This is a genomic window from Desulfovibrio sp. UIB00, assembly GCF_022508225.1.
Taxonomy (GTDB): Bacteria; Desulfobacterota; Desulfovibrionia; order Desulfovibrionales; family Desulfovibrionaceae; genus Desulfovibrio.
In genome coordinates this window covers 219,766-232,729 of sequence record NZ_JAETXJ010000003.1, presented here as the reverse complement: position 1 = coordinate 232,729, position 12,964 = coordinate 219,766, and the positions used below count along the sequence as shown (strand labels likewise).

Annotated in this window: 13 protein-coding genes and 1 pseudogene; all 14 read left to right on the top strand. The window is 56.5% G+C overall.

The window, feature by feature from the left end:
• Nucleotide 1: 1 nt before the first annotated feature.
• The 14 genes and pseudogenes from JMF94_RS06600 (at nt 2) to JMF94_RS06535 (ending at nt 12,944) form a co-directional block, all read left to right on the top strand.
• Entirely contained in the window at nt 2–376 is a 375-nt protein-coding gene (locus JMF94_RS06600; RefSeq protein WP_240824375.1) for an iron hydrogenase small subunit, read from the top strand.
• Between the two features lie 400 nt (nt 377–776).
• Nucleotides 777–2,195, top strand: coding sequence for a [FeFe] hydrogenase H-cluster radical SAM maturase HydG (hydG, locus tag JMF94_RS06595; RefSeq protein ID WP_240824374.1), 1,419 nt, complete (start codon nt 777–779; stop codon nt 2,193–2,195).
• Between the two features lie 619 nt (nt 2,196–2,814).
• The gene (locus JMF94_RS06590) at nt 2,815–3,225 is read left to right on the top strand and encodes an NADH-quinone oxidoreductase subunit A (protein ID WP_240824373.1); all 411 of its coding nucleotides are present in this window, start codon (nt 2,815–2,817) and stop codon (nt 3,223–3,225) included.
• Nucleotides 3,210–3,665 (top strand): annotated as a pseudogene (gene nuoB / locus JMF94_RS06585) (NADH-quinone oxidoreductase subunit NuoB); the annotation flags it as partial. The gene JMF94_RS06590 and the pseudogene nuoB, both read left to right, overlap by 16 nt.
• Nucleotides 3,666–3,868: 203 nt before the next feature.
• Entirely contained in the window at nt 3,869–4,447 is a 579-nt protein-coding gene (locus JMF94_RS06580; RefSeq protein ID WP_240824372.1) for an NADH-quinone oxidoreductase subunit C, read from the top strand.
• Entirely contained in the window at nt 4,444–5,562 is a 1,119-nt protein-coding gene (locus JMF94_RS06575; protein ID WP_240824371.1) for an NADH-quinone oxidoreductase subunit D, read from the top strand. Before JMF94_RS06580 ends, JMF94_RS06575 begins: the two co-directional genes overlap by 4 nt.
• Nucleotides 5,563–5,573: 11 nt before the next feature.
• Complete coding sequence (nuoH, locus tag JMF94_RS06570) at nt 5,574–6,566, top strand: NADH-quinone oxidoreductase subunit NuoH (protein WP_240824370.1); 993 nt, start codon at nt 5,574–5,576, stop codon at nt 6,564–6,566.
• Between the two features lies 1 nt (nt 6,567).
• A complete protein-coding gene (locus tag JMF94_RS06565) occupies nt 6,568–7,008 on the top strand; it encodes an NADH-quinone oxidoreductase subunit I (protein WP_240824369.1) in 441 nt (146 codons plus the stop codon).
• Nucleotides 7,008–7,532, top strand: a complete 525-nt coding sequence (locus tag JMF94_RS06560; RefSeq protein ID WP_240824368.1) for an NADH-quinone oxidoreductase subunit J — start codon at nt 7,008–7,010, stop codon at nt 7,530–7,532. Before JMF94_RS06565 ends, JMF94_RS06560 begins: the two co-directional genes overlap by 1 nt.
• Entirely contained in the window at nt 7,532–7,858 is a 327-nt protein-coding gene (gene nuoK / locus JMF94_RS06555; RefSeq protein WP_192111823.1) for an NADH-quinone oxidoreductase subunit NuoK, read from the top strand. Before JMF94_RS06560 ends, nuoK begins: the two co-directional genes overlap by 1 nt.
• 12 nt (nt 7,859–7,870) lie before the next feature.
• Nucleotides 7,871–9,364, top strand: coding sequence for a monovalent cation/H+ antiporter subunit D family protein (locus JMF94_RS06550; protein WP_240824367.1), 1,494 nt, complete (start codon nt 7,871–7,873; stop codon nt 9,362–9,364).
• Entirely contained in the window at nt 9,361–9,612 is a 252-nt protein-coding gene (locus JMF94_RS06545; protein ID WP_192111821.1) for a hypothetical protein, read from the top strand. The genes JMF94_RS06550 and JMF94_RS06545 overlap by 4 nt, the downstream gene beginning before the upstream one ends.
• Nucleotides 9,605–11,395 carry a Na(+)/H(+) antiporter subunit D gene (locus JMF94_RS06540; RefSeq protein WP_240824366.1) on the top strand — a complete coding sequence of 597 codons (1,791 nt, stop codon included), beginning with the start codon at nt 9,605–9,607 and terminating at the stop codon, nt 11,393–11,395. The genes JMF94_RS06545 and JMF94_RS06540 overlap by 8 nt, the downstream gene beginning before the upstream one ends.
• A 25-nt stretch (nt 11,396–11,420) precedes the next feature.
• Entirely contained in the window at nt 11,421–12,944 is a 1,524-nt protein-coding gene (locus tag JMF94_RS06535) for an NADH-quinone oxidoreductase subunit M (protein ID WP_240824365.1), read from the top strand.
• Nucleotides 12,945–12,964 lie beyond the last annotated feature (20 nt).

Sequence of the window (12,964 nt, the reverse complement as noted above, 5' to 3'; positions counted from 1 at the left end):
CATGTCTATCATTGCCACCACCAGACGCGGATTTCTGAAAGGCGCGTGTATTCTCTCCGGCGGGTTGCTGCTTGGGGTTCGCATGGCCAACAAGGCCTACGCCGCCGCCAAGGATTTCAAGGATTACATGAGCGATCGCTCTGCCGCTGTGTACAGTGCCGATTCGGCCTTTCCCAAGCGCGCCAGTCAGGACAATACGCAGGTAAAGGCGCTTTACGATTCATGGCTCGGCAAACCCCTGAGCCATAAATCAGAAGAAAACCTCCACACCAAGTGGTTTGATAAATCAAAAGGCCTCAAGGCTCTTACGGCTTCAGGCGAATACCCCAACCCTCGCCACAAGGAGTTTGAGGGTATCGCCTATCCGTACGAATAAAGCCACGGCCTTTTCCACCTGAGGGACCCCAAGACCCCTCGGGCCAGACCCACGGCCGACACGGTATTGCCCCCCGTGTCGGCCAGTTTGAATGCTGGGCTGTCCCTGGCCATTTATTCAGGTCATCTGGCAGCCCGCGGCAGCGCACACAGCGCACACGGGCTGTTCGCATACGTAGTGCACAGCCCTATAAATAATTTTTTGATTTCGGTGAGATATCCAGTGGCGGAGCCTGCCGCCAGCAAAAACGTCAAGTTTGCAGCCTGTATTTTCTCTTTTTGCGAAAAAGCAATTCCCACGGGATGTTTTTTCACAGTCTGCCTGTCGAGTTCTCTATGCCAATATGGCTGGTCACCCGCCCGCACCGCCTGAGAATATGGGTCTTGCCGGAGGTTTTTTTATGTACAATCCCCAGTCGTTGCGCGCAGATGAATTTATTGACCACAGTGAAGTGCTCGATACCTTGAGTTATGCAACCGAGCACGCGCGCGATGCAGAGCTTATTGACACCATCATTGCCAAGGCTGCACAAAAAAAAGGCCTGACCCATCGCGAGGCCTCGGTTTTGCTTGCCTGCGAGCTGCCGGAGAAAGTGGAGCCGGTGTACAGGCTTGCCAACCAGATCAAACACGACTTTTATGGCAACCGCATTGTCATGTTTGCGCCGCTGTATCTCTCAAACCACTGCATCAACAGCTGCGTGTACTGCCCATATCACTCGCAGAACAAAAATATCGCCCGCAAAAAACTTACTCAGGAAGAAGTGGCCCGCGAGGTCGTGGCCTTGCAGGATATGGGGCACAAACGCCTTGCGCTTGAGGCGGGTGAACACCCCACCATGAACCCCATTGAGTACATACTTGAGTGCATCAAGACTATTTACAGCATCAAGCATAAGAACGGGGCCATCCGCCGGGTGAACGTGAACATCGCGGCAACCACGGTGGAAGAATACGCAATGCTCAAGGATGCAGGCATCGGCACCTATATTCTGTTTCAGGAAACCTACCACAAGCAGAGTTACGAAAAGCTGCACCCCGCAGGGCCCAAGCACGACTACGCCTGGCATACCGAGGCCATGGACCGTGCCATGCAGGGCGGCATTGACGATGTGGGCCTGGGGGTCCTTTTTGGCCTTGAGGGCTATCGCTACGAGTTTGCGGCCCTGCTCATGCACGCAGAGCACCTTGAAGCAGTGCACGGCGTTGGCCCGCACACCATCAGCGTTCCGCGCATTCGCCGCGCTGACGACATCAACCCCGATGTGTTCGACAACGGCATCAGCGACGATACTTTTGCCCGAATCTGCGCCTGTATCCGCGTGTCCGTGCCGTACACGGGCATGATTGTTTCCACGCGCGAGAGCAAGGCTGTGCGTGAAAAGGTGCTGCCGCTGGGCATTTCGCAGATCAGCGGAGGTTCACGCACCAGCGTTGGCGGGTACTATGAGCCGGAGCCGGAAGAAGACAATTCCGCGCAGTTTGATGTGAGCGACCGCCGCACGCTGGACGAGGTGGTGCGCTGGCTCATGGAGCAGGGGCATGTGCCGAGTTTTTGCACGGCCTGTTACCGCGAGGGCCGCACCGGCGACCGCTTTATGGCCCTGTGCAAGAGCCAGCAGATTTTGAACTGCTGTCACCCCAACGCGCTGCTGACTCTCAAAGAATACTTGCAGGACTACGCCTCGCCGCAAACACGGCAGATGGGCCTTGCCATGATAGAGCAGGAACTGAAAAAAATTCCCAGCGACAAAGTGCGCAACAAGGCTGTGGAATACCTTGCCGCCATTGAAAAAGGCCAGAGGGACTTTCGATTTTGAGGTAAGTTTTTCTGAAGGTTTTTCCTGGAAGATAAAAGAATTAGGCGCATTGGAGTTACTCTAATGCGCCTTTTTTATATGTAGCCCTCGCTAGAGCTGAGGATATTTTTTATCTGCACGGGAGCCCCGGTTTCTCAGTTGCCCACAGTCGCAAGCCATCGCGTGTCCCCCTCCCCGCAAAGCACATTTGGAGCTGCCGCAATGCCCTGGTCGCCATTCAAACCTGTGTACCAAACGGTCATTCTTATGAAATTTAGTAATACTTTTTTTAAAAAAATAGCACAAAACTAAAATAGTAAATAACTTCAGGCTGTTTAAGCGCTGCTTTTGATCTGGTTATCACCAGGACTGAAAATAAAATTGTTTTTTTCACTTTTTGTGATCGCACGCAATTTCGGATAAATGATTAATATGCTAATATGATTGAACAAAAAATTCCTTTAATTGTACATTTTTGAACAGAAGCATGTATTTTTTTTAACAATTATTGACACAAAGTTTCTGGGGGAGTAGTATTTAACTTAATTTATAAATTCACAAACAACTGTTGTTTTAATTGTTTGTGGATTGATCAAGTATATCTTTTCGTAAATTTTATTCCTATTACAAGGAAAAATTTATGTCTAGCAGCGAACTTGTTGACATTGTCTACATAATGGCATTCTGCCTTGGCGGTATGAGCTTTGCTCTTGGGCCATTTGTAATAGTTTTTTTTCTTGCCCCTCGCCTTACGCGCAACACTGTGGGCAAAACCCGCCAGATTGTTGAGTGCGGCATTGACCCCATCGGCGATGCGTGGATTAAATTCGGCGCGGTATATTACATGTACTCGCTGCTGTTCCTCGCCTTTGCGGTTGATATTCTCTTTCTCTTCCCTGTTGCGGTTATCTACAACAAGGCTTCTCCCATCAGTGATTTCCTGACGTTCACGGAAGTTTTTCTGTTCGTGGGCATTTTGTCCCTTGTCATTCTGTACGCGTGGAAAAAGGGAGTGTTCCAGTGGCAACGGAAAATATATTCGGATCGGTAGTCCACTTTTCGCGGCTGGATTCACTGCTGGACATGTGCCGGGCCAATTCGCTCTGGCCCATGACATTCGGCCTTGCCTGCTGCGCCATTGAAATGATGGCCACCGGCGCGTCCCGCTTTGATCTGGCGCGCTTTGGGGCCGAGGTCTTCAGGCCGTCGCCCCGGCAGAGCGATGTGATGATCGTTTCCGGCACCATCAATAAGAAGATGGCCCCGGCTGTGCAGATTCTCTACGACCAGATGCCCGAGCCAAAGTGGGTCATTGCCATGGGCAATTGCGCCATTTCCGGCGGGCCTTTTGTGTACGAAGGGCAGTACGGCGTAGTGGAAGGCGTGGGCAAGCTTTTTCCTGTTGATGTGTTCATTCCCGGTTGCCCGCCAAGGCCGGAGGCCCTGATTGAAGGCATCTTGAAGCTGGAAGAAAAACTCACAGGCACCCGGCGCTGGCCCGTGGTAACACCCCCCGGGCTTCCCGGCCCTGCGGCGGCGCAGGCGGCCAGAATGCAGACGGAGGCGCAAACGCCCCCGCCACCTGCCGAGGATGCTGCGGGTGATGGGGGTGCCCCCGTGGGTGCTTCTGGGGGAACCTCTGAGGGGGCCTCCGGGGATGACAAGGCGGGCAAGGAAGCAGGAGGGCATACGTCATGAACGCAGAAACCCTTGGCGCACAGTTGGCGGCCCTGCCCGGAGCCAGAGTCCGCGCCGCAGATCATGCCGCTGTAGGCTATGATCTTGATGTGGCGCTGCCGGAAAGCTCCCTGCTTGCCGCAGTGGGCATCATGGATGGGGCGGGGTACTTTATTGAAGGTATGACCGGGGTAGACTGGTTTGGCGAATGCGAAGCCCTGCGCAAGGAGGCCGAAGCCAAGGCCAAAAAGGCAGCCGAAGCCGCCGCTGCCAATGCAGAGGACGCGCCGGATGCCAGCGAGGCCGCCCCACCTGAAACCCCTGCGCAGAATCCCATACCGCAGGAAGACGAACTTGAAGTGGTGTACGACTTCAACCTCTATGCCACCCGCCACCGGGTATGCCTGCGGGTGCGCACGCCGCGCTCCAACCCGCAGATCCACACCATCGCCGAGATTTATCCCATAGCCCACTGGCACGAGCGCGAGGTTCACGAGTTCTTTGGCATCGTCTTTATCGGGCATCCCTATCTCATCCCCCTGTTGTTGCCCGAAGACGCGGAATACCACCCCTTGCTCAAGGACTACAGCGCATGAACTATCTTGCCCAAAGTCCCACAGACGAGCGGTTTGTTCTGAACCTTGGCCCGCAGCATCCGGCTACGCACGGCGTTTTGCGCGTCAAGATGGTCATGGACGGCGAGTATATAGTGGAGGCCGAGCCTGTGCTTGGCTACATCCACCGCATGCACGAAAAAATGGCCGAAAACCGCACCTGGGCGCAGTTTATGCCCAATACGGGCCGCATGGATTACCTGCATGCCTTGGCCTACAACCACGGCTATGCCTGCCTGGTCGAGCGCGCTGCTTCCATTGAAGTGCCGGAACGCGCGGAGTTCATCCGCGTCATCACCAACGAGCTGAACCGCATTTCAAGCCATCTGCTCTGGTTTGGAGCTTTTGTGCTTGACCTTGGCGGGTTCTCGCCGCTTTTGTACGCTTTTGACGACCGCGAGCAGATCCTTGATCTACTGGAATCCGTTACCGGGTCGCGGCTCACATACTGCTACTTCCGTTTTGGCGGCGTGTACAACGATGTTGACGATGCCTTTGTAAGAGGCACGCGGGCCTTTATCGCACGTATGCGCAAGCGCCTGCCCATGTACCATTCCCTCGTTTCCAAAAACCTCATTATCCAGCAGCGCCTTGTGGATGTGGGTTTTGTGCCTGCAGAGATGTGCCGCAAATACGGCGCAACAGGGCCTGTGGCACGCGGTGCTGGCATTGCCTATGACGTGCGCAAGCACGAGCCATACGGCGTTTATGACCGCTTTACTTTTGACGTGCCCGTGTACTCCGAGGGTGATTCCATGGCCCGCTACAAGGTGCGCATGGACGAGATTGAGCAGAGCCTGCGCATTCTTGAGCAGGCCCTCGACTATCTGCCCAAAGGGCCGGTTATGGCGGCCAAGGTTCCCAAAACTATCAAACCGCCCAAGGGCGACTATTACCACGCTGTGGAAACGGCGCGCGGTCTTCTGGGCATCCGCGCCGTCAGCGATGGCAGCGGCACCCCCTGGCGGCTCAAGTGGCGCACCCCCTGTTTTTCAAACCTGCTTGTTTTTGGCGAGGCGGGTAGGGGAATGCTGCTGCCTGATGCCCTGGCGCTGCTCGGCAGCCTTGACCTGGTGATTCCGGATATTGACCGCTAAGGAACACAGCCATGACGTTTTATTCCGAAATGCTGCGTCTTCTGGGGTATCTTGTAGGATTCCTTGTCTTTGTGGCGCTTAACGCGGCCTATCTGGTATGGGTTGAGCGCAAGGTGGCAGGGCACATACAGCGGCGCATCGGGCCCAAGGAAGTTGGCCCCTACGGCCTGTTGCAGCCGCTGGCGGACGGCTTCAAGCTCATGACCAAACAGGTGTTCATTCCCAAGGATGCGGACGGGGTGCTGTTCTGCCTTGGGCCTGTGCTGGTCATGACCCCGGCCTTCATGAGTTTTGTGACTATTCCCTACACCGAAGGCCTTGTGGCGCGTAACCTTAACCTTGGGCTGTTGGCCATCTACGCCTTTGCCTCGGTAAACGTGCTGGGTCTCCTGCTCGGGGCGTGGGGCTCGCGCAACAAGTACGCGGTTATCTCCGCCGCGCGCGTTGTCTCGCAAAACGTGGCCTACGAAATCCCCATGCTCCTGGTTGTGGTGAGCCTTGTGATGGTCACGGGCACCCTCAACCTCAGCGAAACCGTTGCCACGCAATCGGGCGGGTTCTGGCACTGGAACGTGCTTCGCCTTTCTGCAAGCCCGCTCATGCCGGTTTCGTTCATCATCTTTTTCATCTGCATGCTGGCGGAGACAAACCGCGCCCCCTTTGACATGGCCGAGGCAGAAAGCGAGCTGATCGCAGGCGCTTTTACGGAATATTCAGGCATGGGTTTTGGCGTGTACTTTATGGGCGAGTACGCCAACGTTGTGGTTGGCGCCAGTCTGCTGACCCTGCTGTTTCTTGGCGGGTGGGATTGCCCGCTGGGGCTTTGGCCCGGGGCGCACTGGTTCGCCATCAAGCTTTACGGGGTCATTTTTACCGTTATCTGGGTGCGCTGGACATTTCCGCGCACGACCTTCTACGGCCTGCTGAACCTCTCGTGGAAGGTGCTTATCCCCATTGCGCTCGTCAACCTCATCATTACCAGCGCGTTGCTCAAGGTGCTGTAGTATGAACGCATATTTTAAAAATATCTTTTCAGGCGGGTGGAGCCTCTTTGTGGGCATGGGCATAACGCTTCGTTATTTTTTCAAGCCGGTGGTTACAAAGTCGTACCCGCGCGAGGTGCTGCCCATAACACCGCGCTACAGGGGCCATATCGACCTTGTGTACGACCCGGAAACCGGCACGGACAGGTGCATTGTGTGCGGATCGTGCCAGAAGGCCTGCCCCTCGGGCTGCATAGAGCTTGCGGGCGAAAGGCTGGATGGGGCCAAGAAAAAGACTCTCGCGAGCTACAAACTGAATTTTACCAAGTGCAGCCTGTGCGGCATGTGCGTGGAATCGTGCCCCACAGACGCGCTGACGTTCTCTCATGACTACAATCTGGCCGGATTTGACGAGGCGGAGTACCACTTTGACCTTGTACGGCGGCTCAAGGAGCGTCCCTGATGTCCAGTCATGAAACTATGCAAACGCTGGCCGAGGGCATTTTCTGGTTCTTTGTGCTGGTGACATTTTGCGGCGCGGTGCTGGCTGTTTCGGCGCGCACGCTCATACGCCGCGTGGCCGGGCTTGCCCTGTGCTTCACTGGCGTGGCGGGGCTTTATTACTACCTTTCCAGCCCCTTTGTGGCCTTTATGCAGATGCTTGTGTATGTGGGCGCGCTGTGCGTCACCATTACATTCGCCATCATGCTGGCTGAGACATCGGACGCAAACCGCGCCCCGCGCCGCCACAAACTGAGCATGTTTCTTGGCGCTGCGGCCAGTTGCGCCATCACAGCGGCGCTTGTGGTGCAATCCATCGTGGCTCCCTGGCCGGAGACGCCCCCGGCCCAGATGGAAGGAACCATCGAGCGCATCGGGCAGGCCTTGCTGAGCACGTATTCCATGAGCTTTGAACTTATTTCCGTGGTTCTGGTGGTAGCCATGGTGGGGGCGCTCGCACTGGCCCGCCACGGGAGGGACAAGTGATGCACTACGCCAGCTTGAGTCAGTCTCTTGAAACTTATCTGGTCATCGGCGCGGCCTTGTTCGGCCTGGGGCTGTTTGGCATGGCAATGAGGCGCACGTTCATAGGCATGCTCATTGCGTCCGAGCTTATCCTCTGCGGGGCATCGGTCAACTTTATGGCTTTTGGGCGGTTTTGCGCGCCAGACACGGCAACCGGGCAGATCGCGGCCCTGTTTGTCATGGCCATTGCAGCGGCGGAAGCGGTCATTGTGCTTTCCATCATCATTGCGGTGTACCGGCTGTACAGATCGGTTGAAACGGACGCTCCGTCGGACCTCAAAGGTTAAGGGGAACAGCATATGGATATTGTTGAATCCGTCAGACCCCTGGCCGCCATACTTACAGCGTTGATCGGCGCATGCCTGATAATGCTGACGGGGCGTCGGCCCAACGTTCGCGAAACAGTTTCGTTTGTAACGGCGGTGGTCATGTTCTGCATCATCGCCTCCATGATCGGCGATGTTGCCCCTGCGCCCATGGGGCAGGGGCACACGCTGCACCTTACGCTTTTTCCCATCCTGCCGGGGCTTTCGGTAAGTTTTCGGGCGGATGCTTTTTCCATGGTATTTGCGCTGGTTGGCTCATTTTTGTGGATTATCACCGTTTTTTACGCGGCAGGGTACATGCGCGGATTGAACGAGCATGCCCAGACGCGCTTCAGCGCCTGTTTTGCCCTGACGCTTTTTGGGGCCATGGGCGTGGCCTTTGCCGACAACCTGTTTACGCTCTACCTGTTCTATGAGGTGGTGAGCGTGTGCACCTATCCGCTTGTGGCCCACCATCAGGATGCCGAGGGTTATGACGGCGCGCGCAAGTATATTGTGTACCTGACCACCACTGCAAAAGGGCTGGTGCTGCCAGCCATGATTGTCATTTACGTGCTCACGGGCAATCTGGATTTTGCCCACAACAGCCACACGGGCATCTTGTCCGCCGGGGCCAGCGATGCGCTGGCAACCGTGCTGTACGTTTGCTGCATCCTGGGTTTTGCCAAGAACGGCATCATGCCCTTCCACCACTGGCTGCCGGGCGCAATGGTTGCTCCCACGCCTGTTTCGGCCTTGTTGCATGCGGTGGCGGTGGTCAAGGTAGGCGTGTTCTGCACCACGCGCGTCATGCTCTTTGTGTTTGGCACTGATTTGATGAAAAGCCTGAACCTTGGCGTGCCCACGGCCTACTTTGTTTCGTTCACCATTCTTGCGGCTTCCATCATTGCCTTGACCAAGGACAACCTCAAGGCACGGCTGGCCTACTCAACGGTGAGCCAGCTCTCCTACATCGTGCTTGGCGTGGCGCTCCTGACCGTAGACGGCATACAGGGCGGCATAGTGCATATCGCCAACCACGCATTCTCAAAGATAACGCTCTTTTTCTGCGCGGGCGCGATCTATGTGGCAACGCACAAAAAGTGCATTTCTGAGATGAGCGGCCTTGGGCGCTCCATGCCCTTTACCTTTGCTGCCTTTGCCGTGGCCTCGCTTTCCATGATCGGCGCGCCGCCCGTGGCAGGGTTTGTGACCAAGTGGAAGCTGCTGGTGGGCGCAATGGAAATGCCCACGCATTCCATGGGCATACTACTGGTGCTGCTGGCAAGTACGCTCTTGAACGTGGCCTATTTTGCGCCTGTGACCTACAAGGCATTTTTCGGCAAAAGGCCGGAAGGTGAAGAAACGGGCATTCGTGAAGCACCGCTGAGCATGGTGGTACCCATCCTCATTGCGGCTGGCGTTTCCGTGTTCATCGGCATTTACCCCGATGCCGTCATGTCCTTCGTGAAGGTGGTGACAGGATGATAGTGAACATCATCGAATTTTTCCGCGCCAGGCTCAAGGCCACCATCCGAGTGTGCCTGGTAGTGCTGGCCGCCTTGGTGGTGTGGGACGCCCTGTTTGTTTCAAAAGAGCATGTGCACACCTTTGTGGAGCGCATACCCGGGTTCTGGGCCGCGTTCGGCTTTGTCGCCTGCGTTGTGATTATCATCGTTTCCAAGTGGTTCGGCCATTTGGGCATTATGACCCGCGAGGATTATTACGATGACTGAGCCATGGATTCACCCCTCCGCAGTTCTGTTGCTGGGCGCGGTAATTCTGCCGCTGCTGCCCAAGGCCCTGCGCCGTATCTGTATTGTTCTTGTGCCGGTGCTGGCCTTTTGCGCCGTGCTGCTCATGCAGGGGCACAATGGAGTATATGGCGTGCTGCCCTTCATGAAATGGCAACTGATATTCGGCAAGGTCGATGCGCTGAGCATGGTCTTTGCCTACATCATGACCCTCATGTGCGTGATCGGCTCCGTCTACGGCCTGCATGTGGAAGAAGCCGCGCAGCATTCCGCCGCCTGGACATATGTGGCGGGATCGCTGGGCGTCATTTTTTGCGGGGATTACCTGACGCTCTTCCTTTTTTGGGAGCTGATGGCCTTTTCCTCCGTATTTCTGGTGTGGTTCAGGCGGCGCAAGGAATCGCTGGCCTCCGGCTACCGATATCTGCTGGTGCACACTGCGGGCGGTTTGCTCTTGCTGGCAGGGCTTGTGCTGCGCTACCGGGCCACGGGCGATCTGACCTTCGGCCCCATCGGCGTGGCTGATCCGCAGCTCTACACCTACCTGATCATGGCCGGATTTATCCTCAACGCGGCAGTGCCGCCCCTGCATGCATGGCTGCCCGATGCCTACGGCGAAGCCACGGTGACGGGCGCGGTATTCATGTGCGCCTTTACCACAAAAACCGCCGTATATGTGCTGGCGCGCAGCTTTGCGGGCATGGAGATTCTGGTGCCCCTTGGCGTGTGCATGGCCCTGTACGGCGTTGTGTACGCTGTGCTTGAAAACGACGCCCGCCGTCTGCTGGCCTACCACATTATCAGTCAGGTTGGGTACATGGTGGCAGCAGTGGGCATAGGCACGCCGCTGGCCATCAACGGTGCCTGCGCACACGCTTTTGCCCACATTCTCTATAAGGGACTGCTGTTTATGGGCTGCGGCTCTGTGCTGCACATGACGGGCGTGAGCAAGTTCACCCAGTTGGGCGGCCTGTACAAAAAGATGCCCAAGACCTTTGTGTTCACCCTGGTGGGCGGACTTTCCATTTCGGCCTTTCCGCTGTTCAGCGGCTTTGTGACCAAGGCCATGATCGTGGCCGCCGGATTTGAAGCGCACAACTACTGGGCGGGATTTCTGCTCACCCTGGCCTCAGCGGGCACCTTCCTGCACACGGGCCTGAAGGTTCCGTACTTCATCTGGTTTGGCAAAAACAACTGCTCAAAGGAAACATGGGAGCGCGCGGGCGATCCTCCGCTCAACATGCAGGCGGCCATGGCTGTGGCGGCGTTTTTGTGTATCTTCATAGGCTGCTACACGCCGTACCTGTACGACATGCTTCCCTTCCCCGATGTGGCGGCGCAGTACCACCCGTACAGCGCGGCGCATATTTCTGAAACCTTGCAGATACTGTTGTTTACGGCCCTGGGATTCTTTTTGCTGCTCAAAAAGCTCACGCCCGAACCCACCATCAGTCTGGATCTGGACTGGTTTTACCGCATGGGCGGCAGGCTGTTCTACTGGTTTGCTCGCAAGCCCGTTCAGTCTGTGGACAATACCGTGGGCGAGGCCTGGAACCGACAGGGCATAGTGCCGCTCATGCGCACGGCGCGCTTTTGGTCATGGTTTGACTGGCACTGCATTGATACGGTGGTTGACGGCACGGCCCGCAGCGTGCGCGCTCTTGGCGGCGTGCTGCGGCAGGTGCAGAGCGGCAGCCTGCAAATAAACATTATTTCCATGGCCGCAGTGGTGGCCCTGGTGCTCACGCTGCTGGCTCTTGTCTGAGCCGGGGTGAAAGGAGATCGCCACAATGGATTTTCTGAGCATGAACACCTTGGGGTATCCCATCCTCAGCATCCTTGTTTTTCTGCCGCTGGCAGGGGCTGTCATTGTGCCTCTGCTGCCGGGGGAAAACAGCGTGCGGGTGTGGACGCTGCTGGTCACTCTGGCAAACGCCGTTGTTTCAATGCCGCTGTTTACGCGGTTCAACCCCACATCCGCCCTGTACCAGTTTGCGGAGCACCACCCGTGGATTGCGAGCTTTAACGTCAACTACACCCTTGGTGTGGACGGTATTTCGCTGCTGCTCGTGATGATGACAACCCTCATCATGCCGCTGTGCGTGCTCGGTTCGTGGAAGTACATTCAGAAACGCGTAAAAGAATTTATGATCTGCCTGCTGGTGATGGAAACATCCATGCTTGGCGTGTTCATGGCGCTGGATCTGGTATTGTTCTACGTGCTGTGGGAAGCCATGCTTATTCCCATGTATTTGCTCATTGCCGTGTGGGGCGGGCCGCGCAAGAGCTACGCCTCCATCAAGTTCTTTCTGTACACCTTGGCAGGCTCGGTATTTCTGCTGGTGGCCATTGTGGCTCTGTACATCAATCAGGGGACGTTCAGTATCCCCGCGCTCATGGGCCAACAGTATTCCGAACGCTTCCAGCTGCTGGTGTTTCTTGCCTTTTTTATCGCTTTTGCCATCAAGGTTCCCATGTTTCCCTTCCATACATGGCTGCCTGCGGCTCATGTGGAAGCCCCGACAGCAGGCTCGGTGATTCTGGCCTCTGTGCTGCTCAAGATGGGTACATACGGATTTTTGCGCTTTTGCCTGCCCATCACGCCCGGCGCGGCTATCGGCCTGCTGCCTGCCTTGCAGTGGCTCTCGGTAGCGGGAATCCTTTACGGCGGCCTGACTGCCCTTGCGCAGCAGGACATGAAGAAGCTCATTGCCTACTCAAGCGTTGGGCACATGGGTTTTGTGACTCTGGGCATCTTTGCCCTGAACCAGCGCGGGCTTGAGGGCGCGCTGCTGCAGATGATCAACCACGGCGTCACCACAGGGGCTTTGTTCCTCTGCGTGGGCATGGTGTACGAGCGTTCGCACAGCCGCGAGCTTTCGGACGCGGCCGGGCTTGGTAAGTTCATGCCTATCTATGTGACGTATCTGACGTTTTTTTCGCTGTCGTCGCTGGCCTTTCCCGGCACAAACAGCTTTGTGGGCGAGTTTCTGATTCTTGCCGGGGCCTTTTTCAACAACAAGATCGTGGCGGTCTGCGCCATCCCCGGCGCAGTACTGGCGGCGGCCTACATGCTGCGCATGTTGCAGCGGGTGATCTGGGGCGGCACCAATAATCCCGACCAGTCGTGCATGTATGATCTTGGCTGGCGCGAGGCCGTGACTCTGGCCCCGCTGCTGGCGTTTGTTTTTTGGATTGGGCTGGCCCCGGAACCGTTTTTGCGCGTCATGAGGCCCAGCCTTGACCATCTGCTGGCGCAGACAGGCTACCATGCCCCGAGCGCACTGGCCCTTGCTGAACTTATTGCGCGTTGATGAACCCCAAGCACAGACAT

Bases quoted from the DNA above. Each gene is read 5' to 3' on its own strand.
- JMF94_RS06600 (WP_240824375.1), top strand. From the start codon at position 2: ATGTCTATCATTGCCACCACCAGACGCGGATTTCTGAAAGGCGCGTGT.
- hydG (WP_240824374.1), top strand. From the start codon at position 777: ATGTACAATCCCCAGTCGTTGCGCGCAGATGAATTTATTGACCACAGT.
- JMF94_RS06590 (WP_240824373.1), top strand. From the start codon at position 2,815: ATGTCTAGCAGCGAACTTGTTGACATTGTCTACATAATGGCATTCTGC.
- JMF94_RS06580 (WP_240824372.1), top strand. From the start codon at position 3,869: ATGAACGCAGAAACCCTTGGCGCACAGTTGGCGGCCCTGCCCGGAGCC.
- JMF94_RS06575 (WP_240824371.1), top strand. From the start codon at position 4,444: ATGAACTATCTTGCCCAAAGTCCCACAGACGAGCGGTTTGTTCTGAAC.
- nuoH (WP_240824370.1), top strand. From the start codon at position 5,574: ATGACGTTTTATTCCGAAATGCTGCGTCTTCTGGGGTATCTTGTAGGA.
- JMF94_RS06565 (WP_240824369.1), top strand. From the start codon at position 6,568: ATGAACGCATATTTTAAAAATATCTTTTCAGGCGGGTGGAGCCTCTTT.
- JMF94_RS06560 (WP_240824368.1), top strand. From the start codon at position 7,008: ATGTCCAGTCATGAAACTATGCAAACGCTGGCCGAGGGCATTTTCTGG.
- nuoK (WP_192111823.1), top strand. From the start codon at position 7,532: ATGCACTACGCCAGCTTGAGTCAGTCTCTTGAAACTTATCTGGTCATC.
- JMF94_RS06550 (WP_240824367.1), top strand. From the start codon at position 7,871: ATGGATATTGTTGAATCCGTCAGACCCCTGGCCGCCATACTTACAGCG.
- JMF94_RS06545 (WP_192111821.1), top strand. From the start codon at position 9,361: ATGATAGTGAACATCATCGAATTTTTCCGCGCCAGGCTCAAGGCCACC.
- JMF94_RS06540 (WP_240824366.1), top strand. From the start codon at position 9,605: ATGACTGAGCCATGGATTCACCCCTCCGCAGTTCTGTTGCTGGGCGCG.
- JMF94_RS06535 (WP_240824365.1), top strand. From the start codon at position 11,421: ATGGATTTTCTGAGCATGAACACCTTGGGGTATCCCATCCTCAGCATC.